The sequence below is a fragment of the Trinickia sp. genome (assembly GCF_051954495.1).
Taxonomy (GTDB): Bacteria; Pseudomonadota; Gammaproteobacteria; order Burkholderiales; family Burkholderiaceae; genus Trinickia.
This window is the reverse complement of record NZ_JBQCHR010000015.1, coordinates 18,923-43,627: the sequence shown is the minus strand read 5'-3', so window position 1 is coordinate 43,627 and position 24,705 is coordinate 18,923. Positions and strand designations below refer to the sequence as shown.

General features: G+C 62.2%; 23 protein-coding genes. 21 read left to right on the top strand and 2 right to left on the bottom strand.

Features of this window, described 5'->3' with window-relative positions:
• The 3 genes from ACTHNR_RS01815 to ACTHNR_RS01805 form a co-directional block, all read left to right on the top strand.
• A partial coding sequence (locus tag ACTHNR_RS01815; RefSeq protein WP_440545707.1) for an electron transfer flavoprotein subunit alpha/FixB family protein occupies positions 1–378 on the top strand: 378 nt, incomplete at its 5' end.
• Positions 375–668, top strand: coding sequence for a hypothetical protein (locus ACTHNR_RS01810; RefSeq protein WP_440545706.1), 294 nt, complete (start codon positions 375–377; stop codon positions 666–668). The genes ACTHNR_RS01815 and ACTHNR_RS01810, both read left to right, overlap by 4 nt.
• Complete coding sequence (locus ACTHNR_RS01805) at positions 668–1,516, top strand: 3-hydroxybutyryl-CoA dehydrogenase (RefSeq protein WP_440545708.1); 849 nt, start codon at positions 668–670, stop codon at positions 1,514–1,516. The genes ACTHNR_RS01810 and ACTHNR_RS01805 overlap by 1 nt, the downstream gene beginning before the upstream one ends.
• Here ACTHNR_RS01805 and ACTHNR_RS01800 read toward each other — a convergent pair.
• Positions 1,491–2,552, bottom strand: coding sequence for a LacI family DNA-binding transcriptional regulator (locus ACTHNR_RS01800; protein WP_440545705.1), 1,062 nt, complete (start codon positions 2,550–2,552; stop codon positions 1,491–1,493). The two genes, ACTHNR_RS01805 and ACTHNR_RS01800, sit on opposite strands and share 26 nt — an antisense overlap.
• A 547-nt stretch (positions 2,553–3,099) precedes the next feature.
• On the opposite strand from ACTHNR_RS01800, the gene ACTHNR_RS01795 reads away from it, so the two are divergent.
• The 6 genes from ACTHNR_RS01795 (at position 3,100) to ACTHNR_RS01770 (ending at position 8,888) form a co-directional block, all read left to right on the top strand.
• Complete coding sequence (locus tag ACTHNR_RS01795) at positions 3,100–4,365, top strand: MFS transporter (RefSeq protein WP_440545704.1); 1,266 nt, start codon at positions 3,100–3,102, stop codon at positions 4,363–4,365.
• An 81-nt stretch (positions 4,366–4,446) separates the two neighbouring features.
• A complete protein-coding gene (locus ACTHNR_RS01790) occupies positions 4,447–5,373 on the top strand; it encodes a fumarylacetoacetate hydrolase family protein (protein WP_440545703.1) in 927 nt (308 codons plus the stop codon).
• Positions 5,370–5,990 (top strand): cytochrome b, encoded by a 621-nt coding sequence (locus ACTHNR_RS01785; RefSeq protein WP_440545702.1) that lies wholly within the window; start codon positions 5,370–5,372, stop codon positions 5,988–5,990. The genes ACTHNR_RS01790 and ACTHNR_RS01785 overlap by 4 nt, the downstream gene beginning before the upstream one ends.
• Positions 5,991–6,003: 13 nt before the next feature.
• On the top strand, positions 6,004–6,567 hold the full coding sequence (locus ACTHNR_RS01780) for a YceI family protein (RefSeq protein ID WP_440545701.1): 564 nt from the start codon (positions 6,004–6,006) through the stop codon (positions 6,565–6,567).
• A gap of 30 nt (positions 6,568–6,597) precedes the next feature.
• A complete protein-coding gene (locus ACTHNR_RS01775) occupies positions 6,598–7,185 on the top strand; it encodes a YceI family protein (protein WP_440545700.1) in 588 nt (195 codons plus the stop codon).
• Positions 7,186–7,355: 170 nt separating this feature from the next.
• Positions 7,356–8,888, top strand: coding sequence for a methyl-accepting chemotaxis protein (locus tag ACTHNR_RS01770; RefSeq protein WP_440545699.1), 1,533 nt, complete (start codon positions 7,356–7,358; stop codon positions 8,886–8,888).
• An 86-nt stretch (positions 8,889–8,974) separates the two neighbouring features.
• On the opposite strand, the gene ACTHNR_RS01765 is transcribed toward ACTHNR_RS01770, so the two are convergent.
• On the bottom strand, positions 8,975–10,183 hold the full coding sequence (locus ACTHNR_RS01765) for an MFS transporter (protein ID WP_440545697.1): 1,209 nt from the start codon (positions 10,181–10,183) through the stop codon (positions 8,975–8,977).
• A 236-nt stretch (positions 10,184–10,419) separates the two neighbouring features.
• Between ACTHNR_RS01765 and ACTHNR_RS01760 the strand changes: the two genes are divergently transcribed.
• The 12 genes from ACTHNR_RS01760 to ACTHNR_RS01705 all read left to right on the top strand — a co-directional run bounded on the left by ACTHNR_RS01760 (position 10,420) and on the right by ACTHNR_RS01705 (position 24,688).
• Positions 10,420–11,028, top strand: coding sequence for a phage tail protein (locus ACTHNR_RS01760; RefSeq protein WP_440545696.1), 609 nt, complete (start codon positions 10,420–10,422; stop codon positions 11,026–11,028).
• A 370-nt stretch (positions 11,029–11,398) separates the two neighbouring features.
• A complete protein-coding gene (locus ACTHNR_RS01755) occupies positions 11,399–12,946 on the top strand; it encodes an MFS transporter (RefSeq protein ID WP_440545695.1) in 1,548 nt (515 codons plus the stop codon).
• 138 nt (positions 12,947–13,084) lie between these two features.
• The gene (locus ACTHNR_RS01750; protein WP_440545693.1) at positions 13,085–13,804 is read left to right on the top strand and encodes a hypothetical protein; all 720 of its coding nucleotides are present in this window, start codon (positions 13,085–13,087) and stop codon (positions 13,802–13,804) included.
• A gap of 278 nt (positions 13,805–14,082) precedes the next feature.
• On the top strand, positions 14,083–14,586 hold the full coding sequence (locus tag ACTHNR_RS01745; protein ID WP_440545692.1) for a winged helix-turn-helix transcriptional regulator: 504 nt from the start codon (positions 14,083–14,085) through the stop codon (positions 14,584–14,586).
• A 632-nt stretch (positions 14,587–15,218) separates the two neighbouring features.
• The gene (locus ACTHNR_RS01740; protein WP_440545691.1) at positions 15,219–15,512 is read left to right on the top strand and encodes a 2Fe-2S iron-sulfur cluster-binding protein; all 294 of its coding nucleotides are present in this window, start codon (positions 15,219–15,221) and stop codon (positions 15,510–15,512) included.
• Positions 15,513–15,584: 72 nt separating this feature from the next.
• On the top strand, positions 15,585–16,337 hold the full coding sequence (locus tag ACTHNR_RS01735; RefSeq protein ID WP_440545690.1) for a hypothetical protein: 753 nt from the start codon (positions 15,585–15,587) through the stop codon (positions 16,335–16,337).
• 22 nt (positions 16,338–16,359) lie between these two features.
• Entirely contained in the window at positions 16,360–17,709 is a 1,350-nt protein-coding gene (locus ACTHNR_RS01730) for an ATP-grasp domain-containing protein (protein ID WP_440545689.1), read from the top strand.
• On the top strand, positions 17,706–19,058 hold the full coding sequence (locus ACTHNR_RS01725; protein WP_440545688.1) for an ATP-grasp domain-containing protein: 1,353 nt from the start codon (positions 17,706–17,708) through the stop codon (positions 19,056–19,058). The genes ACTHNR_RS01730 and ACTHNR_RS01725 overlap by 4 nt, the downstream gene beginning before the upstream one ends.
• A gap of 14 nt (positions 19,059–19,072) precedes the next feature.
• Entirely contained in the window at positions 19,073–20,401 is a 1,329-nt protein-coding gene (locus ACTHNR_RS01720) for an ATP-grasp domain-containing protein (protein WP_440545687.1), read from the top strand.
• Positions 20,402–20,416: 15 nt separating this feature from the next.
• Positions 20,417–21,355 carry an iron-containing redox enzyme family protein gene (locus ACTHNR_RS01715; protein ID WP_440545686.1) on the top strand — a complete coding sequence of 313 codons (939 nt, stop codon included), beginning with the start codon at positions 20,417–20,419 and terminating at the stop codon, positions 21,353–21,355.
• 107 nt (positions 21,356–21,462) lie between these two features.
• Positions 21,463–22,860: a pyridoxal phosphate-dependent decarboxylase family protein gene (locus tag ACTHNR_RS01710; protein WP_440545685.1), complete on the top strand. Its 1,398-nt coding sequence runs from the start codon at positions 21,463–21,465 to the stop codon at positions 22,858–22,860.
• 49 nt (positions 22,861–22,909) lie between these two features.
• Entirely contained in the window at positions 22,910–24,688 is a 1,779-nt protein-coding gene (locus tag ACTHNR_RS01705) for a carbamoyltransferase family protein (protein WP_440545684.1), read from the top strand.
• Positions 24,689–24,705: the final 17 nt, after the last annotated feature.

Genomic DNA, 24,705 nt, shown 5'->3' with positions numbered 1-24,705 from the left:
GACCGTCCGGAACTGACGAGCGCGAACATCATCGTGTCGGGCGGACGGGGCCTGGGCAGCGGCGAGAACTATACGAAGGTGCTCGAGCCGCTGGCGGACAAGCTCGGCGCGGCGCTGGGCGCCTCGCGCGCGGCGGTGGATGCGGGCTACGTGCCGAACGACTATCAGGTCGGTCAGACGGGCAAGATCGTCGCGCCGCAGCTGTACGTGGCGGTGGGCATCTCGGGCGCGATTCAGCACTTGGCCGGGATGAAGGATTCGAAGGTGATCGTGGCGATCAACAAGGATCCGGAAGCGCCGATCTTCAGCGTGGCCGATTACGGTTTGGCCGCCGACTTGTTCACCGCGGTGCCGCAGTGGGTCGACTTACCGGCATGAACGCCATGCAACGCGCGCGCTCGGAAGCTGCTGCTCAGGCCAACGCGGACGATGCGTCCGTGTGGCGTTGGTTCTCCGCGCTATTGGAGGAGCGCCGCATTCGTTGGCGTTACACGTTCGATAGCTGGATCGTGAGCGTCGACCGGACGCACGTCGCCAGCGAGGCGACGTTCGACGGTGCGATTCGCGCCGCGAAATACGAAGCAGAGCAGCGTGGCGTCGGCCAATCCAACGCCTGCCCAACGCCGGGCCGGCCACGTCTGAAATTATCCATGCATGTGAGGCAATGATGCAGTTTGAAACGATAGGAATCGTCGGCGCGGGGCAGATGGGCGCAGGGATCGCGCAAGTATGCGGCGCGGCTGGCCTGAGCGTCGTGCTCAACGACGTCGACCCGCATGCGCTCGAACGCGGCGTCGAAAGAATATCGGCGAACGTCGAGCGGCTGGTTTCAAAGGGCAAGCTCGCGCCCAACCAAGCCGAGGACGCGCTGGCGTGCATCGAGGCGTCGCCCGACGCGAGTGCGCTGACGACATGCGACATCGTCATCGAAGCCGCAACGGAAAACATTCGAATCAAGCAGCAGATCTTGCGCGAGCTGGATGCCGTCGTCAGGCCCGATGCCATCGTGGCGACGAACACCTCATCCGTTTCGATCACGCAACTCGCGGCGACGCTTTCCGACCCGTCGCGATTCGTCGGCATGCACTTCTTCAATCCCGTTCCCGCGATGGCGCTCGTCGAAATCATCCGCGGCATGCAAACGAGCGACGCGACGTTCGATACGACGGTCGCGCTGGCCGAGCGTCTCGGAAAATCCGCGATACAAGTGAAGAATGTGTCCGGCTTTGTCGTCAATCGCATCCTCGTACCGATGATCAACGAAGCGATCTTCGCGTTGCAGGAGGGCGTGGCGAGCGCAGAGGAAATCGATGCCGGGATGCGGCTAGGCGCGAATCATCCGATGGGGCCCTTGGCGCTCGCGGATTTGATTGGGCTCGATACCGTGCTTTCGATCATGGAGATGATTCAGCGAGCGTTCGGCGACACGAAGTATCGGCCGGCGACGAGGCTCAGGGAGATGGTCGACGCCGGTCACCTCGGCCGAAAGACTAAGCGGGGCTTTTACTCCTACTGACAGCGGCGCGTTCACGCGGTGCGCCGGCAAGTGCGCGTGTGCTGCCCCTGTGGATCATCGTCGCGGTGGCGATGGATGCGTAAGGCGCCCCCGCTGCCGCGTTCTGGCGAATTTGATGCACGAACCAAAGCCCGCATGCGGTGGCCAAGTCGTGAACGGGCAGGCCGATAGTCGTGAGCCCTGGGCCCCACCAACTGAACCCGACTTCGTCGCCGAACCCTACGACGGACAGTTGATCGGGAACGGCGATACGGCGCGCCATCAGAGCTTCGAGGATCCCTTGCGTGATTCGCACCGAACCCGCCACGACCGCCGTGGGCGGCATGGGCGCCGACAGTAACTCGCCCATGGCTTCCCGGCCGAAATCGACCGAGCCCGGAGGGCCGAGTCGAACAAGATCGGGGCCCGGACGCGCATTGCGAGGCAATGTCTCGATCGCCCTCTGATACCCCGCAAGGCGCGCCGCGCCCGTGGGCAGTTCGTCGGTGCCGCCGAGGTAGGCGATACGCTGATGGCCGAGCGCGATCAGATGGTTCGTCGCATCGAATATCGCCTGCGTATCGTCGATCCCGAAAAATTGATCTCCGATGGCCGCCTGCCGACGAATCAATTGAACATGCGGCGACAACTTGAGCAGCCGTACGGATTCTCGATGCGGACGTGCGGTGGGAACGATGATGATACCCGCGACGTTCGCGCTCGCCAGCTCGCGGATGTGGTGCAACTCGACCATGCGGTCGTCTTCGGTTTCCGACAGCGTGAGTTGAAACCCCGCGCTCTGCACGCACTTGGACAATGCATGCGCGATGGTGGAATAAAAGCTGTTGCGAATATCCGGCAGCACGAGACCGACGAGATTGCTCGATACACCTCGCATCATGCGCGCTGCGAGATTGGCCACATAGCCCATTTCGTCGGCGACTTCCGTGACCTTCTTCTTCGTGGCGGCGCTGATTCGCGGATCGTCGGCGAGGGCGCGGCCGACGGTCGACGGGGAAACCTGTAGACGAGCGGCGATGTCTTTGATGGTGATCATGGCGTTCAAGGGAGGCGAATCCGGACAAACGATAGCACACCGGAACGTCGAGCGCTGCTGTCCTGTGACTGCCGTCCGTTACACGCGCTCCGCTTGCGGGGAGCCGGAATAGCATGGCATGAAGTTGGTTCTCAGTGCTTACGTAAGCATTGAATTGGTGGATATACGCATTTGACATCGAGAGAACGCGCATCTAATCTACGCTAACGTTAGCATTGAACGTGCGCGGCAGTGACGAACGGAAAACCGTCAAGGCAGGTTGCACGGAGGAGAAGCAAGTGCTTGTCGAGGACAGATCCCTGCGTTGTGTGGTCGAGAAGTGGTTCGGCAGGGGCTCGGGCGAGCCGATCCATGTGAGTCGTGTACCGCACGTCCGGCGCGATCGGCAGCGCAACCGCTGCGTTTGCGTATGCCTGCCGCGCCCCGCTTGCTCAGTCACGATCTTTTTCTTCCGACATGACGACGGCAGTTGGAGCGTCGTTCCGCCGACGCGCTAGCGCCGCCCGCGTTCCCTCATCAGACGAAAGACAACTCTAGGAGACACCTCATGACCGCGCCTCACCATGACATCGGTTACGAGCGAAAGACGCTCGTGCTGCTGGGCCTTGGATTCGGATTGGTCGGCTTCGACCGGTGGCTGATGGCCCCCATGTTTCCCTACATGATGAAGGACCTGCGGCTCGACTATTCCCAGTTGGGCAGCCTGATCGGCGTGCTAGGCGTCGCATGGGGCCTATGGTCCATCGTCATGGGGCCGGTTTCGGATCGCATCGGCCGCAAGAAGATTCTCGTCGCCACGATGATCGTCTTCTCCATCCTGTCGAGCCTGTCCGGCTTCGCCACCGGCTTTGCCAGTCTCTTGCTGTTGCGCGCGGCGATGGGCGTCGCCGAAGGCGCGTTCACGCCGGCGAGTCTGGCCGCGAACAGCGAGGCCTCACGCCCGGCGCGCCGCGGGCTCAATCAAGGGCTTCAACTGAGTATGATCCCGCTCGTGGGCCTTGGCTTCGCGCCGATCGCGGCCACCCAGTTGCTGAGGATCGTGCCGTCGTGGCATTGGGTCTTCATGATCTCGGCCGTGCCGGGTTTGATCGTGTCGGCGCTCATTGCGCGTTCGCTGCGCGAGCACGGCCGAGGCGGCGCATCGACGCTCGGCGCGAGCGCCGCCAAGGTACGCTGGACGCAACTACTGCGTACGCGCAACGTACTCGTCGCCACGGCGGCGATCTTGTGTGCGATGGGCGGCATTTTCGTGATGGGTGCAATGGTCCCGACTTATCTCGTCGCCGATCTTCATCTCGATACGCGGAGCATGGGTTTCGTCGCGTCGGCGATCGGCTTCGGCGGCTTTGCCGGTTCGTTCGTGTTGCCGGGCGTGTCCGATTACCTGGGCCGGCGCCCGACCGCCTTGTTCGGTTTCGCCGCCGCGACGCTGCTGCTCTATTGCTTCGCTCGTACCGGGCCCAATCTTCCGCTGTTGTTCGCGCTGCTCTTCGGCGTCTCGATGTTTTCCATCGGATTGCTGTCGCTGTTGAGCGGTCCGGTGGCGACCGAGGCGGCTCCGCCTGGCCTCGTCGCGTCGGCCATCGGCTTCGTGTCGGGTGTCGGCGAAACGTTCGGGGGCGGGGTGGCGCCCGTGATTGCGGGCTTCATCGCGCAGCACTACGGCCTGGCGCGGACGCTCGACTTTGCGTTCTACAGCCTCGTGGCGGGAGCGGCGGCGGTCGTACTGCTCGTTGAAACCGCGCCGCGCCGGCGCACGGCCTGCCCTCGCGAGGGCGACGTCGTCGCTGTGCCTTCCGCTAATGACCTTTGAACCCTTATGAACCCCGTGCTCGTGAACGTTTCGACCGCTGGCTGCGCTCCGTTTCCGGGGTTGCTTTTCGAGGGGCGGGTCATGGCATTGGCGTATTGGCGTGGCGAAGGCTTGCGCGGGACGTCGTCGGTGTTCGAATTCATCGCCGAATGGGCCGCTAATGCGGCCCCGCTCAAGCGCCTGTGCGCGTCTTCAGCCGTGCGCTCGCTGATTGCCGAGCGCGGCGTCGAGACGGCCGCATTCGCGCTGCATGCGCCGATCTCGCCCCGCCAGGTGTACTGCACGATCGGGAATTACCGCTGTCAGGTCGTGCAAGCCGCTCTGGATGCGGGCGGCGGCGCACACGAACGTGACTGCCGTGAGGCGACGCTCGCATGCATCGAACAACGGCGTCGAGACGGTGCGCCCTATGTCTGCTTGAAGGGGACCGCCGCGGTCGCCGGACCGTTCGATCCGTTGCTCGTCGAAGCTGACATGTCGACCCTCGATTGGGAAGTCGAAATCGGCGTGGTCATCGGGCGACCCGCGCGCAACGTCGAGCCCTCGCGGGCGCTCGAGTACGTAGCGGGCTATTGCGTGGTGAACGACATCACTTTGCGCGAGCGCGTAACGAGACACGATCTGCCGACGCTTGGGACGGATTGGCTGCGATCGAAATCGAGAGAAGGCTGGCTGCCGGCCGGCCCTTGGCTCGTGCCTGCTTGGCAGGTCGAGCATCCCTCGGCATTGCGCCCATGGCTGCGTCTGAATGGCGCGTCGATGCAGGACGGCTTTGCCGGCGACATGATTTTCAGTATTGCGGAGCAGATCGCGTATCTGTCGACGCACACGTCTTTGCAACCGGGCGACTTGATCTGCACAGGCACGCCCGCCGGAATCGGCGCGCACTACGGCCGCTACCTGCGAGCCGGTGATGTCGTCGAGGCGGGCGTGTCCTTGCTGGGCGCTCAGCGAGTCGTCTGCGTGAATTCGCTCGTCGCCGCGGAAGACATAGGAGAGAGAACTTGAATCACATGAGCTGCACCGGCCGAGCGCGCGCCGGAAACCGGACGAACGAAACCACCGCGGCGCGGGCGCGCGGGCGTGGACACGACAGCGTCTACACGCCGATAGCCATCGCACTGCATTGGATCGTCGCCGCGATGATTTCGGGGGGATTTGCCCTCGGGTGGGTCATGACGCGCATTCCGGGCATTACGCCCGACAAGCTGCGCTTTTACTCGTGGCATAAGTGGATCGGCGTGACGGTGCTGGTGCTCGCCCTGCTGCGAATGCTGTGGCGTGCGACGCATCGGCCGCCGCCGCTACCCGAAAGCACGAGTGCGTGGCAGCGCGGCGCGGCCCATGTCGTGCACCTCGCGCTCTATGCGCTGATGGTCGCGATTCCGGTCTCTGGCTATTTCTACAGTTCGGCGGCGAACGTGCCGGTCGTCTACCTTGGCCTCGTGTCGTTGCCGACGATCATCGCGCCCGATCCGGCACTCAAGGTCTGGCTCAAGACCGTTCATGTCGCACTGAACTACGGGCTCTTCGCGCTCGTTCTCGGGCATGCCGCCGCGGTCGTCAAACATCATTGGATCGACCGGGACGGCTTGCTCCGCCGTATGTTGCCTTTTCTCAAGTAATGAAGGATTAGCAATGAAGCAATCGTTTCACCATTGCATCGCGTCGGCCCTGATTTTTTTCGCCATCGCCATGCCGAGCGGTGCGCGCGCCGAAGTCGATCTAAACAAAAGCTTGATCACGGCGATATCGAAGCAGATGAACGTTCCCGTGGAGGGTGTTTTCAAGAAGTTCAGCGCGAGCGTGCACTTCGACCCGTCCGCGCCTTCTTCCGGCAGCGCGCAGCTGACGGTCGATGTCGGCAGCTACGACCTGGGGGATCCGAGCTACGACAGCCAGGTGATCGGCAAGGACTGGTTCGATGCGCAAACTTACCCGACCGCGACGTTCGTATCGAGTGCGATCGCCGCGGCCGGCGGCGGCCAGTATCGGGTCACGGGCAAGCTCACGATCAAGGGCAGATCGGCCATGGTTGTCGTGCCCGTGACGCTCACGCAGACGGAGAACACGCAGGCGCTGGACGGCGCATTGCCAATCAAGCGCTCGCAATTCGATATCGGCACCGGCGAGTGGAAAGACACATCGATCGTGGCGGACGAGGTGACGATCAAATTCCACCTCGTGGCGACGAAGTTCTGAAGCAATTCCATCTATCACAAGGAGGAGACAATGAGCAAACGAAAATGGTTCGCCACGGCTGGCGTCATTGCGGCGGCGACTTCGTGTTCGATCGACGCTTTCGCCACGACCTATCAACTCGACCCCACCCATACCTACCCCAGCTTTGCGGTCGATCACTTCGGCGGCGTTTCGATTTGGCGCGGAAAATTTACGAAGTCGAGTGGGGTAGTGACGCTCGATCCCGCGAAGAAGACAGGTTCGGTGGAAGTCTCGATCGATCCATCGTCTATCGACACGGGCAATGCGCAACTCGACCGCAACCTGCAGGGTAAGGACGGGTTCGACACGAAAACATTCCCTAGCGCGACTTATAAAGGCGATCGTATCGAGTTCGATGGCGATCGGCCCGCCGAGGTGATCGGCGCATTGACGCTGCACGGTGTGACACGCCCGGTCAACCTGAAGATCGAGTCGTTTAAGTGCATTGTCAATCCGTTCTTCAAGCGCGAGGTGTGCGGCGTCGAAGCGAGCGCGCAATTCAATCGCGCCGATTTCGGCATCGACATGGGGCAAAAGCTGGGGTTCGACATGCTCACGAAGCTGCATATCCAAGCCGAAGGGGTCAAGCAAGACTAGAAAGGCTAGACCATCAGGATCGATCGCCCCATCCATCCGAGCAAACAAAAATCCCATCGAATCTTCATTTCGTGTAGGGACACGCAGCCAATCCTTCCGTAGTCTCGCCCCTGGATAGCCACGGCGCTGTGCCTCGCACGGCGCCTTTTTATTTCCGGACAAGGCAAGCCATGAAACTGGTCCATCAGCTCCCGTTGGCGCTGGGCGTCACGTTGCTCGTCGCATCGGCGGCGGGTCTCTTCGGGGTCTATCAGATGAACGCGGCCGCGAACATTTATGCGCGGCTCATCGAAGTGAACGGCATGCAGGCGCGTCAAGTGGCCGATGCGCAGATCGACTACAAAAACGAAGTCCAAAACGGCAAGGACATTCTCATACGAGGCGGGAATCCCGAGCAATACGCGAAATACTGGGGCGGTTTTCAGAAATACGAACAAGCCACGCAAACGGCGACGGACAAGCTCGCAGCCGAGTTGCCGCCCGGCGAAGCACGCTCGAAGATCGAGCGGTTCAATGTGCTGCATCGGCACTTGGGCGAAGCGTTTCGCCAGGCGCTCGAGCAATTCAAGGCCTCGGGGTTCGACATCGCCGTCGGCGACAAAGCGACGGACGGTCTCGACCGCGAGGCGGTGATCACGCTGCGCGTGGCCGGGGAAAAGATCGTCGAAGAAACGATCGCGGCCGACGCTCGGGCGAAGGCGCGGCAAAAGCGCGCCGCGCTCATCAGCTTCGCGGCCATGGCCGCCACCTTACTGGCGGGCATGGCGGGCGCGGTGTTGTTCTCGCGAGCGATCACGCGCAAGCTCGGCGGCGAGCCCGACGATGCGCGCGACGCGGCGCGCGAGATCGCGACGGGCAACCTGGCCGTCGACGTGCGCTTGACGCCGGGCGATACCGACAGCCTCATGGCGGCGATGAAATCGATGACTGAATCGCTTTGCGCCATCGTCGGGCAAGTGCGTCACAGCAGCGACGCCATCGCGTCGGGATCCTCGCAAATCGCGTCCGGCAGCGCCGATCTGAGCCAGCGCACGGAGGAACAAGCGAGCGCACTTCAGCAAACGGCCGCATCGATGGAGGAACTCAGCGCAACGGTCAAGCAAAACGCGCAGAACGCCACGCAAGCGAGCCGCCTCGCCACCGCCGCTCGCGCAGTCGCGATGAAGGGCGGGAAGGGCGTGGAGGAAGTGGTCGAGACGATGAAGGGCATCAGGGACAGCGCCCGCAAGATCGCCGACATCATCGGCATCATCGACGATCTCTCGGCTCAAACGAATATTCTCGCGTTGAATGCGGCCGTTGAGGCGGCGCGCGCGGGCGAGCAAGGCAGAGGTTTCGCGGTCGTCGCGAGCGCGGTGCGCAGCCTGGCTCAACGCAGCGCGCAAGCCGCGAACGAAATCAAGGCACTGATCTCGGAGAGCGTCGAGCGTGTGAACGACGGCGCCGCGCTCGTCGACGGCGCGGGGGCGACCATGACCGAGGTCGTCGGCGCGATTTCCCGCTTGGCCGTCATCGTCGGCGAGATCAGTAGCGCGAGCGCGGAACAGAGCGTGGGCGTCGAGCAGGTGGGCAAAGCCGTCGGCCAGATGGATCAGACGACGCAGCGCAATGCCGCACTGGTGGAAGAGAGCGCCGCCGCGGCCGAAAGCCTGAAATCGCAGGCTGCACAGCTCGTTGCTTGCGTGGCGCGGTTCAGGTTTTGATTCTCGGCATGCCGATCGAACGTTCGACGGTCGAGTCGAAGGTACGTCGGCGGTCGGTCGCCCGTCTCGCAGGGCGGTTCCTTCGCCTACGAAGCCGTCAGTGTCTCTCGCTTCGCTAGCGTCGGAAACAGCTTCATCCAAAGCGCGACGATGCATATCGTCCCCATCCCGCCGATCAGCACCGAGGGGACGGCGCCGAACCAACCGGCGGTCACGCCCGATTCGAACTCGCCCAACTGATTCGACGCGCCGATGAAGATGGCGTTGACCGCGCTGACTCGGCCGCGCATGTCGTCCGGCGTATCGAGCTGAACCAGCGACTGGCGCACGACGACGCTGACCATGTCGAAGGCGCCCGAGAGCGCCAAGGCGGCCAGCGACAACGCAAAGGAGCGCGAGAGCGCGAATACCAGCGTCGCCAGACCGTAACACGCCACCGATCCGAACAGCATCTTGCCCGCGCGCCGTTCAATGGGATGACGGGCCAACGACAGCGACACCAGCAAGGCGCCTACCGCGGGCGCGGATCTCAGCAGCCCGAGGCCCCACGAACCGACATGCAGGACATCGCGCGCGAAGATCGGCAACAGCGCCGTGGCGCCGCCGAACAGCACGGCCAACAAGTCGAGCGAGATGGCCCCGAGCACCTGCTTCCGTCGCCAGATGAAGCGGATGCCGGCAAATAAAGTTTGCAGCGTGACCGGTTCGCGCGCGGGCCGCGAGTAGTCGTAGCGAACCAGGTAGATCATCACGACTGCGAACGCGCACATCGCCGCGCACGCGCCATAGACGGCTGCCGCGCCCGCCACATAGATGAAGCCGCCCACCGCCGGCCCGAGGATCGTGGCAAGTTGGGATCCCGCTGAATTGACGGCTAACGCGCGCGGGAAGGCGGACAACGGAACGAGTGCCGGCAGCAGCGCTTGCTGGGTGGGCAACTGAAACGCTCTGGCCGTGCCGAGCGCAACCGAGGCGATGAGCAGCATATCGCGGCCGAGCCAGCCGAACAGCGTTCCGAACGTCAGCAGCAGGGCGACGCAGCCCTGCGCCGCTTGGCATGCGACCAGCACGTATCGCCGATCGTATCGATCCGCGACATGGCCGACGACGAGGCACAGCGCCAGCGCCGGTACGAATTGCGCGAGACCCACGAGGCCGAGATCGAACGCGCTGTGGGTGATGTCGTACATCTGCCAGCCGACGATGACCATCAGCATCTGGATCGACATCGTCGTCGCAATGCGATTGAACAGGAAATACCGGAAAGACGGAATGTCGAGCACCGTGTTCTTCATTGACGGGTAGCGTCCTGACGCAAAACGCATGACATGAGAGCACGGCATTGTAAATGCCGACGACCGATCCGGTCGCGAACGCGAGACGAAGCAGCGGTATGGGGCCTAGCGAAAGGGGGCGACGCTTGTACACAAAAATGATTCTCACCGGCAGTTTTCATTGCCGACCGGGTATTCGTTAGACTAATCTTCTTACTCCGCCGCAACGGTTAGGGACACCACACAAGGAGACTAGGATGAGCGACCCGTACATCGGTGAAATCCGGATGGTCAGCTTCAAATTCGCGCCTTACGGCTGGGCGTTGTGCCAAGGCCAAACAATGCAGGTGGGGCAGAATCAAGCCCTCTATTCGCTGATTGGGAATCTATACGGCGGCACCGCGCCCACGACGTTCCAACTGCCGAATTTTTGCGGGCGCAGTCCCGTAGGCGCCGGTATCGGCCAAAATTTGACGCCGATGCAGCTAGCCGCGTCCGGAGGCGCGGAAAGCGCCACGCTGACGATTCCGCAAATGCCGCTGCATTCGCATTCGGCGTCAGTCTCGGGCTCGGGGTCGTCGGTGCAAATCAGCGTGCCGGCCTCGACCAGCACCACTAATTTGCAGCAACAGCCTGGCACGAACACCGTGCTCGCGGCCGGCATGGCATCGGGCCATGCCACGACGCAATACACCACGAGTGCGCCGAACACGACGTTGGCTCCGTTCAACGCATCGGCCAATATCGACATTACCTCGCTCACCATCGGATCGACGGGCGGCGTGAGTCCCGTGCCGCTGCGCAATCCCTATCTTGTCGCGAATTTCGTGATCGCATTGACGGGCATCTATCCGACGCCGGATTGACCCACACCTCGCGGACCGGCGTACCCGTCGGTCCGGGCGCTTCTTTCCCATCGCCGAAACGCTTGCCGGAGCATGTCTGAATACGACGCTCCGCGCCTGTCCCGTACCGCCATCCCACTCTTCTTACAGGGCTCCCGCCTAAGCGCCGTTCAGGCGTTTTCGCGCAGGCGTATCGCCGCGCAACACGCGGTTGCAAATTAATACTGCTTCGACTAGCATACAGCTGGTTTCAATTTAAAACCGCTTAGACGGACGTCGCAGCCCGCATGTCGACATCCGTTTGGTCGCCGGTCATGACCCGCTGCTCGCCACGGCGCACCCGGCCGATGGCGCAACCGGCCCGCTAACATCGATTTGGGAAGAACGACCCATGGACATTTCCTACACTCGCTCTAGTCGAAACTCCATTGCACTGGCGGCGATCTGTTTAGCGCAGCTCATGTTCGCTTTGGAAATATCGAGCGTGCCCGTTATCTTGGCCACGCTTGAAAAGCTGTTGCATGCCGATTTCAAAGATCTGCAATGGATCATGAATGCCTACACCATCGCATGCACCACGGTGCTGATGGCGGCCGGCACGCTCGCCGACCGGTACGGCAGAAAATTGATGTTCATTCTGAGCCTCACGGTCTTCGGCATCGCCTCGCTGATCTGCGGCCTCACACATAGCGCACCGCTCTTGATCGCGGCGCGCTTCGTTCAGGGCATGGGTGGCGGCTCGATGTTCATCTGCATCATCGCCATCCTGTCCAATCAGTTCAAAGAGGGCGCGGAGCGCGTCAAAGCCTTCGGCATCTGGGGCATTTTCCTGGGCTTCGGGTTGGGCTTCGGGCCGATGATCGGCGGGGCGATCGCCGCGCTATCGGGTTGGCAATGGGTGTTCTTGATTCACGTCCCGCTCGCTATCCTGGTTCTGTTCCTGGCGTTCGGCAGCGTGGAGGAATCGAGCGACCCCGATGCCAAGAAGCTCGACATCCTCGGTATCGTCACGTTGTCGCTCGCGGTGTTCGGGCTGACGTACTACATCACGCAGGGTTCCGAACTCGGCTTTACGAGCCGCGGCGCGCTCTACATCATCGCCGCCACGATCGTCAGCTTCATCGTCTTCGTGCTCGTCGAGCAAATCAACGCGCATCCGATGTTCGATTTCTCCGTGTTTCGGATTCGAAGGTTTTCCGGTGCGATCATGGGTTCGGTCGGCATGAACTTCAGTTTCTGGCCGTTCATCATCTTTCTGCCGATCTTCTATCAAACGGGCCTTCATTACGACGTCGTCACCGCGGGCCTCTCGCTGCTCGCCTACACGTTGCCGACCCTCGTCATTCCGCCCCTGGCCGAGCGTCTCTCGCACCGCTATCAACCCGGCGTCATCATCCCGCTCGGCATGTTCACGATCGGGCTGGGTTTCATTCTGATGCGCTACGGCGCCGTGTCCTCGATCGCCAGCGGGTGGACCATGCTGCCGGGTTCGCTGATCGCCGGCATCGGGCTGGGCCTCACCAATACGCCGACGACGAACACGACCACGGGCTCGGTGCCGTCCAATCGGGCCGGGATGGCCTCGGGCATGGACATCAGCGCTCGCTTGATCAGCCTGGCGATCAACATCGCCGTAATGGGCTTCGTGCTCGTAGCCGGTATCGTCGATCACCTGCAGAACGCGCTGCCCAATACGCTCAGCGCGGCCGATCTGCAATCGCTCGCCGAACGCATCGCCGGCGGCGGCAGCATCGAATCGCTCGGCCAGCATTTCCCCATGCTGACGCAAGCCGATCCGTCCGGTTCGATCCTGCATGCCGCGTTGGTCGAAGGCTTTAGCTGGCTCATGCTTTACGGCGGCTTCAGCGTTTGGGTGTTGGGCGCGATCAGCTTCCTCATCTTCGCGCCGCGCAAGGCTGAACAGCAAGTTCGCACCTGATCCAGCAACACGTCCGGTCGCGTCGCCGATCCATTGATTTTCGGCGACGCGGCTCGACAAGAGGCTGCCCCCCCGGCGGACGCCCGGCGCAATGCGCCCGAGCCACGCCAACTCCCTTTTCGTTTGCCGAGACATTCAATGAACGATCTTTTGAGCAAGGTGCTCGAGGCCTACGGCGGCCTCGATCGCTGGAACGGGTTCAGCGAACTGGCCGTGAAAAGCGCGACCGGCGGGCCTTTCTGGCCGTCGAAAGGCATTCCTGAAAACCACGGATGGGGCAACGTCACGATCAAGACGGCGCAAGAGTGGACCAGCATCGCGCCGTACGACGCCCCCAACCATCGCATGACGTTCACGCCCACGCGCGTGGCGATCGAGGACTACGATCATCAGCTCGTCGAGGAATTGCGCGATCCGCGCGCGTCGTTCGCGGGCTATGGGCCAGCCACGTACTGGGACATGATGCACCGCGCGTATTTCAATGGCTATGCGCTGTGGACCTACTTGGCTACGCCGTTTCTGCTTGCGATGCCCGGCGTTCGAACCCAGGAGATCGCGCCGTGGTACGAGGACGGCGAGGTGTGGCGCGTATTGAACGTCGTGCTGCCCGAGACGCTCGCCAGCCACAGCGCCGAGCAGAATTTCTACTTTGGGCCGGACTACCTGCTGCGGCGGCAGGACTACCACTTGGAGCTGTCGGGCAATGCCCAGGTGGCGCACTACGTCTCGGACTACGTCGAAGCGCAAGGCTTGCGCTTTCCCACACGTCGCCACGCGTATGCGCGCGGCGCGGATGGGCAGCCCGACCGCAACCGCTTGCTCGTGTGGATTCGGTTCGACGACTTCCGCCTTCGCTAGCGTCTGCGGGGCAATACGGGCCGCTCGGCGGGGCGGGGCGGGACACGGCAGCGTTCGCATGCATACGGCGCAACCCTATTTGTCCAGTCCGAACGCGAGTTTTATAATGGAACCACTTGCCCCGTGGCTTCGCGCGATCTCGTCGTATGAAGTAGCGGTGCGTTCATGGTCCGTCGAGTCGAGGAAGATCGAAACATGATGCCCGAGAATACGTCGTGTCGACGTATGCGATCGGAGACGGCCGGACCAGTGTGTTTACATGAAACTGGAGGGCCGCGATGGTAAAGCGAACGAGTCACAAGGGAACGTCTTGTCCGATTGCAAGACCCTTGGACGCGATTGGAGACTGGTGGTCCTTACTGATCGTTCGCGACGCCTTCGATGGCCTACAGCGTTTCGGCGAGTTCCAGAAAAACCTGGGCCTCGCCAAGAACATCCTGACCACGCGGCTGCGCAATCTCGTCAATCACGGCATTCTCGAAACCGCGCCCGCCTCCGATGGCAGCGCCTATCAGAAGTACGTGCTAACCGAGAAAGGCAAGGGGCTCTTTCCGCTGCTCGTGGCGCTGCGGCAGTGGGGCGAGGAATATTTTTTCGAGAACGACGAATGCCAGGTCTGTCTCGTCGACAAGCAGCAAAGCTTGCCTGTCAGGCGGCTCGAACTGCGTTCGCAAGACGGCCGATTGCTCGGGCCGGACGATACGATGGTCAAGGCGGCCGGCGACATCGATTGTCCGCGCACGGAAACCTCGCCGGAAGCCGATCTGTACGAAGCGGGCTGAGGGCGCCCGGCCCCGGGGAATGTCGCGGGTCGACCGGCCGGCGCAGTTGGTTGCGCGCACAACTACACGGCCGGTAGGGGTGTCATATCCCACGTCACCGGCCCCTGCGCGCATCGTGAACCTGCCATGAGTATCGGTGCGTTCTTTCTTCGGCTTTTCTCTTCGACCATACCCAACTTTCAGTCATCGTCCGCGTACAGCCATTCGCTTTAGTCGCTGTTAACCGCTTCGGCACCTGCGCGGCACTGCCCGATGAATTAACTCGTCTTACGGTACGTTCGCCTTAAGTGCTTACCCAATTTTTAAAAGTAAAACAAATTCCCATTCGGAAAATAATCAGCGCAATCGAAAGATCGCCTCTTGGAATAATCCAGCGGAGATTTCAGTATTCTGGGCAGCTGTTATGCGGATCGTCGCATTAAGCGTTCAATTAACTTTGCTTCGTCGAAAACGTTATTAATAGACTGATCTGTCTATAAAATCACTAAAAATTCATAAACGAACCAGTTGCAAATTGAAACCCTATGCCCTATAGTTACCCGCAGCTACCCGGCACGACTGAATAAGACGCGGCCTCCTGTTTCACATCCTCGGTTTTTCTTCCCGGAAGAAGAATCATAACTGGAGTTGTCATGCATACGGTAAAGCTCATGCCTCAGAGCGTGGAGGTGGTATTGCCGCATGGAAGTCCATTGACGGAGCTCGAATTCGAGCTTTACGGCCAGGAATCGATCCCATTCGGCTGTAAAGCCGGTGTCTGCGGCGCGTGCGTAATTGAGATATTAGATGGAATCAATTATCTCGGCGCGAAGCAAAAAGAGGAGAAGGATTTTCTTGAAACGCTCGGATATCCGGGTGAAACGTTCAGGCTTGCGTGTCAGTGTCATCTCAGCGGCGCGGTAACGATTCAAGTCGCTTCGCGGTAGATTCAAACGGACGGTCTTGTCGATTAGGGTTTTCGCGTAGTCGTTTCTTCTCAATTCATTAAGGAAGGAATCATGGGCAATCGCGTTAAAAATGCGGGCTTGGGCAACCGCACACCTTATCTCAATGCTCAACGGTCGCTCGAAGTGCGCAGTGAAATCGATTCGATTATCGATGCGCAAATCGATAACTGGTATGAAACGGTGCCGTACGCGGCGCATCTCGAGGGTAAGAAGGTCGATTCCGACTATTACAAGCGCCATTTGATCGAGACGGCATGGCGTATTCGCCTACTGCGCGTGTCGGAGTCGAAGACGCTCGCCGAAGTGGCCAAGCAAAGCCCCGAAGCCGCGCAGATTTGGGCCAACTACGAGCGCGAGGAAATGTTGCACGACGAGCTCTTCATCCAAGACCTGGAAAGAGCCGGCGTGTCTCGCCAGCAGTTCCTCGATACGGAGCCGTACCTGTCCACCAAGCTGCTGACAGGCTACTTCTCCTATCTGCTCGATCACGAAGGCCCGCTCGGCGTGATCGCCTACTCGTATCTCGTCGAATACGTGAACGTCAAACTCGAGCCGCGCAAGCTCAAGGCGCTCAAGGAATCGGTGGGCGAAACGAACATCACCGGTCAAATCGCGCATTCGCATACCGACATCAACGACGACCATCCGGGCGAAGTCTGGGCCGCCGTGCGCTACCTGATTCGCGGCGAGGAGGACATCGACGCGCTCAAGCGCTACCTGCGCGAGCACCAGAGCGTGCTGGCGCTCTACTTCAAGGAGCTTTACGAAGACAAGATCGAACCGACTCTCAAGGCCGCGGCCTGACGGTCGAGAAGGAGACATGGCGATGGCGAACTACGGCGTTCTGATCTTGAGTCATTGCGGTTTTTCGTTCGCGGAGGATCTGATCGCGACGATCAAGTCGCGCGGCTTGCAAGCGTTCGTGCTGAGCTCCCTGCCGCTGCCCGAGCATGGAGAGGCAAGGCTGGAAAAGTTGCGAGGCTTGGCGCAAGCGGTGCTGTCGAGCGACTCGCATGTGCTGAATATCGAGGACGTCGAACGCGCTATCGCTGTGCTGCAAGCGTCGGGACGCAGCATTCGCGCGTGCATCAGCGTGTGGGAAGGCTACCGCGCGTTGATGGCTCACGCGAACCAGCGTCTCGGCGTGGGCGACTTGCCTTCGCAGCGAATCGATTTCCTGCGGGACAAGTTTGCCGTACGCGGCGAGCTGTATCGTACCGGCTTGTCGCGCGTCGCGTCGCGCATCGTGACGCCGGAGGTGCTCGAGGCTCTGAAACGAGAGGGCGGCCGGTACTTCATCAAGCCCGCGCGCGGCATTGCTTCGTACGGCGCGTTTCGGCTCACTGCGGAGACGACATGGGAGCGGCTCGATGCCATCGCGCAACACGCGCAGGAGGACACCGTCTACCAATCGGCGCTGGGCGAGGACGTCACGTTCGTTGCCGAGGACTTTCTGGAAGGCGCCGAATTCAGCTTCGAAGTGCTCGCATCGAAAGGCGCGGTGCACGTTGTGGGGCTGCATGAGAAGTGCGAACTGACGGAGGCGAACGGCACCGTGCTCGAAGACAGCTGCACGAGCCCGCCGGCATCGATCGCGGCCTCGGACATCGCCGCGGGACTGGACTGGCTGCGGGCCGTGTTCGCCCAGCTTCAACTCGATTGGGGATGCTTTCACGTCGAAGCGCGCTTCGACGGCGCACGCTGGGATCTGATCGAGATCAATCCGCGCGTGGGCGGCAGCCTCATCTCGCAGAGCGTCAAAGCGCTGAACGGCGAGGCGGGCATGCTCGAGCTATGGCTTGCCGTGCTGCTCGAGCAAGCCGACGGCGCGCAGTACGCGGGGCTGTCGAGCATGCTCGGGCGTCTCGCATATAAGGACGACGGCGCGGCGCCGACGAGCCTTGCGACGTTCTTCCGCGTCTATTTCGCCGCACCCGGACAGATCGAAAGCATCGAGGTGCGCACAGATGGGCGTCGGCCGGTGGTCGAGCAGATTCTGCTCAAGGCCGGCGACGTCGTGGAAGACACGCCGCGCGAATCCTTCCTCGGGCAATTGCTCTGGCGCATGACGCGCGACGAGCGCGATGCATCGCTCAACGACCTGTTGGTGGAATCGGCCAGCGCGATCGACGTGCGCTACCGGACCCCCTCCCTCGCATTGGAGACTCAATCGTGAACGGCAACCGACCTCTGCTGTTGATTATCGATTACAACCTCACTCGGGTTTCCGACGTCGCGCATATCGCGTCGTATGCACGCGAGCGTCACGGCGCCGAGACCATTCTGATTCGTTCGCAGCCGACCGAGCGCGATCGGCAATTGTGCCATTGCGTGATCGATCTGGATCCGCTCGCGCAGGATTTCGTCGAACAAGCGCTGTTTTATCTGAAGCCATGGCGAGAGCGTCTGCGCGCGGGGATGGTGTTTTCCGACAACGCGGTGCAAAGCGGCGCGGCATTGCTCGAACGCTTGTCGTTGCCCGTCGATTCCGCGGCCCTGGCCGGCAATGCCTACAGCAAGCGCGACTATCGCGTGAGCGAATCGCGTGTTCGCGAACTGCTGGAAGCGCAAAGCGTCATGGTGCCCGACTGTGTGGAGGTGTTCAGCGTCGACGATCTGCGTCGATTCGCCGATACGCATCCCGACGGCTTCGTCGTCAAACCGTCGTGCGAGGGCAACAACCGCGGCGTCATGGTCGTGAAGGCCGGCGATAGCTTGGACACCGCTTTTGCGGCCGTCGAGCCGTACCTGTCCCGCGGGGCGATCTGCGAGACGTTGATCCCGTTCGCCCGGGAATTCTCCTTTGACGGCGTGGGCACGACCGAATTCATCACCGAGAAAGTCAGCGCGAATGGCCGCTATCCCGTGGAGGTGGCGCAAATCCTCCCGGCGCGCCTAACCGCGACCGAGCGGGCGACGATGACGCGCACGGGGCGGCTCGCGAATGTGCTGGTGGGGCAGCAGATGGGGCCGTTCCACAACGAGATCAAGCTGGACGATGCGGGGCGCCAAGCCGCCGTTGTCGAGCCGAATCGCCGGCCCGCCGGAATGAAGATCTGGACGATCGCGCAATACGTCTACAACGTCGATTTCTACGGCCTCTGGGTGGATGCGGCGTTCGGCATCTCGCGCGAGCCCGTACTCTCGGCTTCGGGACGGCGAGCCGCAACGGTCATGCTCGGCGTGCCTTCGGACGGCGCCTTGATGCCGCCGACGCAAGCCGCGGGAGAAGTGCTGTTCGATCGCACGCTGGCGCGCGCCGCGGCGCTGCTCGGCGTCGATTCGATCCGCCGGCTCGAATTCGGCTGGCTAGGCGACGGCGCTCGCCGTATTCCCGCGCTGCCGCGCGACAACGCGGATTTTGCCGCCCAAGCGTGCTTCGTCGCGGACAGCGAGAGCCTAGACATGCGCAGCGCGGTCGCCACGGTGCGCGCGATTTGGCTGTCGGTGCTGGGCGAGGCGCGTGAGGTCTTCGAGCCGCAGCGGTTGGGCAGCACGGAAAGCGTCTCTCTGGCCGCAGCTTGATCGGAGCCTATGACATGAACATTCTCGTCTTGCATCGCGTGCCTTACCCGCGCATCGAGTACGCACGCGGCATCGATCACGACCAGCACAACGTGACGTATTTCGGTGTGCCAGACTTGCTTTCGACGCTCCCCGAGGGGCTGCGATGCGAAAAAGTCGAGCGTCCTGGGAAGGCAGGCACGTTCGAGGAAGCGCAGGCATGGCTCACGCGCACGCCGCGTGTTTTCGACCGCGTCATCGCGTTGTCGGAATACGATCTGCTCGATGCAGCCAAGCTGCGCGCTTGGCTCGTCACGCCCGGCGCCACGTTCGACGAAGTGCGCCTCGTACGCGACAAAGTCGCTATGAAAGAAGCGGTAAGCAAAGCGGGCTTGCGTGTGCCGCGCTTTGTGAGCTTGAGTGCGCTGATGGCATCTTCGGCACGAGCTCAATGGGACGGCGAAACCGTGCTCAAGCCGCGAAGCGGGGCGTCGAGCGAGGACGTCGTGATCTTCGAGACGCTCGAGCAAACGCTCGATGCGATTCGCGAACGCCGCACCGGTGTCGCGCGTCTCGACGGCGAAACGCCTGCGATCGACGATTACGAAGTCGAGGAATTCGTCAGCGGCGACGTGCTTCATTTCGACGGCCTCGTTTCACGCGGCGAGCTGCTGACGCTCACGGCCAGCCGCTATATCGGCACATGCCTTGGGTTCGCGAACGGCCGCCCGCTCGGTTCGTACCACTTCCCGGTCACCCCGCAAACGAGGCAGTGGGCAGCGGCGGCGCTGAAGGCGGTCGGCATTCGTCAAGGCAGCTTTCACTTGGAGGCGATCGAGCACGGTAAGACGCTCGTGTTCCTCGAAGTAGGCAACCGCGTCGGCGGCGCCGATGTCGTTGCGACCTTCGAGTACGCGACAGGCGTGCACATGCCTTCGGAGGAGTTGCGCCTGCTGCTGAACGGTGAGCCCTCTCGTCCGTTGCCGGAAACGCAATCGCAGCCGCGCTGGCACGGCTGGTTCGTTTTCCCCGGGCACACGTTGCAGACCGATGCCTATGAAGGCATCGCGGGCATCGATGCGTTTCGCGGCGATCCGTCGCTCGTTCGTTGGATCGAATTGCCGACCGGGGCGAGCGTGAAGCGAAAGATCACGTATTCCGCGCACGAGGCGCCGCTAGCGGGAATCGTCGCGCACGAGCGATGGGAAGACACGCGCGATTGGATCAGCGCGCTGTTCGCCGCGAGCGACGTCACGCACGTAAGCGCCGCATCGAGATTGCGCACGCGCCCCGATATCGCGCACGCCGCATTGCTTCACACGACCGCGCACCGAGAACTGCGCGTAGCCAACACCGACCGATGACATGGAGTGACGACCGTGAGTACGCAACCGCAATTGAAACCCGACTTCAAACCGCAGCTGCACACGAATTCGCTCGACGACGATAAGGCGTGCAACACGCTGGCCGGCCAGATGGCCTTGAACGCGTTCTATCTGCGCGAGCTGGCGCCGCCGAGCGCCCCCGAAACCGTACCGCTGACCGACGATTACGTGCGCATTCACGATCTCGAGACGCAATGGAGCGACTACGAGCGCTCGCGCATCGAATTGGGCGATCTTCCCGTCAACGCCGACCAGTTCGAAGAGTGGTACGTCGCGCTTCGCAATACGCATCGCAAGGAAGTCGCGCCGTTCTTCGATTTTCTCGCCGAGGAAGCCTCGCTGTCGCAACTGTCGCTGTTCGTCGCGCTGGAGGCGCAGGTCGACGGCCGCTTCGACGACATCATCGCGCTGTCGCAGCTCGGGATGGACGGCGATATGAAGCTCGCCCTCGCGGAAAACTTCTGGGACGAAATGGGCCTGGGCGAGCTCGACGAAATGCATACGCGGACGTTCATGCGCGCGGCGCCGTATTTCCAGGGGCAGCTAGGCGATCTGGACTTGACGGTGGACATGCCTGTCGCTGCGCTCAAGAACGGCAACCTGCTGCTCATGTATGCGCTGCGTCGGCAGCACGTGGGGCGTTTGCTGGGTGCGCTGACGCTGCTCGAACAAACCGTTCCCTATCGCTTCACGAAGATGCTCAAGGGCATGAACCGTCACGACGTGCCGAAGGAGTTTCGCTACTACCACGAACTGCATGTTCCGGTGGATGCGAATCATGGCAAGCAGCTCGTCGCGCGGGTATTGCTACCGCTCGCGCGCAAGAGCCCGAGCATCATCCGCCATCTGTGCGAGGGCTGCCTGGTTCGCTATCAGATCGAGAAAGAGTACTACGCGGGGGCGCGCGACGTGATGGACCGTCGGCTGCATTGACGCAAGACGCGCCGGGCGAGCCGGACGCCCGGCGCTCGGCCTTTCGACGTCGCTTCATTCACGACGCCCGCGAACCTCACGCATCTCACGCATCTCACGAGCCGACCATGCATCCGACACTTGCTTCCGATCTCGCGAACATCGATTCGCTGCTCGAACGTACTCGCCGCTACGCCGTAAAAGCGCTCGCGAGTCTGGACGATCGTCCGGCCGCGCTGGCGCCGCCGCCCGCCACGGTGGAGCCATTGCCGGAGCGGGGCGCGGGACTCGAAGGCGCCCTCGCGCAGTTCGCCGAGCGCTGGGCGCCGGGTTTTTCGGGCAGCGCGGGCCCGCGGTACCTCGGCTTCGTGACGGGCGGCGCGACGCCGGCGTCGGTGGCCGGCGATTGGCTCACGAGCGTCTACGATCAAAACCCCACGGCCGGCATCGACAGCGCCGCGCCCGACCTGGAACGCGAAACGATCGCGCGCTTGCGGACATTGTTCGGCCTGAGCGAAGCTCAGCAGGGCGTTTTCGTCACGGGCGCGACGATGTCCAACTTGGTCGGGCTGGCGCTGGGCCGCGAGTGGCTCGGCGAGCGCAAGGACGTGCGCGTGTTCGAGCAGGGCGTAGGCGCGCTTGGCCGCGTGCATGTGCTGTCGGCTGTGCCGCATTCGAGCATCTACAAGGCGTTGTCAGTGCTCGGCATCGGTCGCCAGGCCGTGCAGAAGGTACCGACGCTGCCGGGCCGGGAAGCCGTCGATATCGGCGCGCTGGAGCGCGCGCTCGAAGCGCTGGGCGGCGAGCCGGCCATCGTCGTCGCCAGCGCGGGCACGGTCAATACGGTCGACTTCGACGATCTACAAGGCATCTACGCGCTCAAGGCACAGTATCCGTTCTGGCTGCACGTCGACGCGGCGTTCGGCGCATTCGCCGCGCTCGACCCCAAGCACGCCCACCTCGTGGCCGGGCTCGACTTGGCCGATTCGATCTGCATCGATCTGCACAAGTGGATGAACGTGCCGTACGACGCCGCCGTGCAATTCACGCGGCGTCGCGATCTGCAGGTGCGCGTATTCCAGAACAGTGCCGCGTATTTGGGCGTGCCGGCGGACAATCCGGACTTCGTTCACCTCACGCCCGAAAACTCTCGCAGGCTGCGGGCGCTCGCGACTTGGTTTTCGCTCGCCGCATACGGCCGGGCGGGGCACGCGGAGATCGTCACACGCAACATCGAGCTTGCGCAGGCGCTGGGTAAGCGGATCGGAGATCAGGACGGTTTTCGCCTGCTTGCGCCGACCCGCTTGAACGTCGTCTGCTTCACGCTCACGCACGACCCCCATGAAGCAAGCATCAACGCGTACGTTCGCGCCGTGAGAGATCTCGGCGACGTGTTCATCACGAGCACGGTCTACGAGGGCACTTGGGGATTGCGAGTCGCATTCACCAATTGGCGCACCGGCGAGGCGGACATATCGCGCATCTTCGACTCGCTAAAGAGAGCCCTCAACGCGGTGGCGCGCTAACGGCCACGCCTCTTCCAACCCTTCGTTCAAACCTGAGACTGGTGACATCATGAGCATAATCGTTGGCGTATCCGCGCATTATCACGACTCCTCTTGCTGCATTCTCAAGGACGGCAAGCTCATCGCCGCCGCGGAGGAGGAGCGTTTCTCGAAGGTGAAGCACGACAACAGCATTCCGACGGGCGCGTTTCGCTACTGCTTGCGCGAGGCGAACGTGACGATCAAGGACGTCGATTGCGTGGCCTACTACGAAGACCCGTACAAAAAGGCCTCGCGCCAAATCGCGACGAATCTGACCGATCTGATCCAGAACCCACGGCGGCGCTTCAAGATCGATCCGAAACGCGCGGAACGCGATATTCGCCAAAGCCTCGGCTTCGACGGCCCGATCGAATACGTCGATCACCACCTTTCGCACGCGGCGAGTTCATTCTTTTATTCCGGCTTTTCCGAGGCGGCGCTGCTTACCGTCGACGGCGTGGGCGAATGGGCCACGACGACCTACGGCCACGGCAAAGACGAACGCATCGAACTGTTCGAGGAAGTGGCGTTCCCCGATTCGCTCGGGCTGCTCTACAGCACGATCACGGCCTACCTGGGCTTCGACGTGAACGACGCCGAATACAAGGTCATGGGCCTCGCGCCGTACGGAAAGCCGCTCTATGTCGACCAGGTCAAGCGCTTGCTGGAGATGAAGGACGGCGGTCAATACCGGTTGAACATGGAATATTTCGATTTCCTCAACGGCGATCGCATGTATTCGGACCGCTTGCCGGAACTCTTCGGCGAGGCCCCGCGCGAGCCGGAATCCGATCTCGACACGTTCCACAAGGATCTCGCCGCGAGCCTGCAACGCACGCTGGAGGACATCCTGCTGGCGAAGGTGCGGTACCTGCACGATACGCACCCGGTCGAGAACCTGTGCATGGCCGGCGGCGTGGCGCTCAACTGCGTGGCCAACGGGCGCATCTTGCGCGACGGTCCGTTCAAAAAGCTGTTCGTTCAGCCCGCCGCGAGCGACGCCGGTGGATCGCTCGGCGCCGCGGCCGTTGCCCATACGCGCCTCACGGGCGAGCGTCCGGAGCTGCGCGCGCTGCCGCACGTCTACCTTGGGCCGAGCTATTCGAACCGCGAAATCCATCAGACGGTCAGCGCTATTTTCCCGAAATCGTCGATCGTCGATTGCGCGGACCGCCCGGATGAGTTGATCAAGGAAACCGCCCAACGCCTGGCGGACGGCAAAGTCATCGGCTGGTTCCAAGGGCGGATGGAGTTCGGCCCGCGCGCGCTCGGTTCGCGCTCGATCATCGCCGATCCACGCCGTCCGGACATGCGCGACCGGATCAACGCGCTCGTCAAGATGCGCGAGGCGTTTCGCCCGTTCGCCCCGGCGGTGCTCGAATCGAAGGCGGCCGAGCACTTCGATCTCGATCATTCTTCCCCCTTCATGTTGGAGACGTGCGACGTGATCTCGCCGCTGTCGTTGCCGGCGATCACTCACGTGGACGGCTCGGCGCGCGTACAGACGGTCAACGAGAACAGCAATCCTCGTTTCCATGCGCTGCTGACGGAGTTCGACCGCTTGACCGGGTGCCCGATTCTGTTGAACACGTCGTTCAACATGCGCGGCGATGCGATCGTGCTCGACCCGGTCGATGCGATCTGGTGCTTCGTCGTCTCGGACATCGACGCGCTGGTCATCGGCGACTACATCGTGGACCGCGGCTTCAAGCTCGATACGTGGGGCAAGCTGAAGGAGATCTTCAGCGCGCGTTCAGCGAAAAAGCGCGCCGCTCCCGAATCGGTCAACGTCTACACGTTCCTCTGATCCGACGGAGCGTCCAG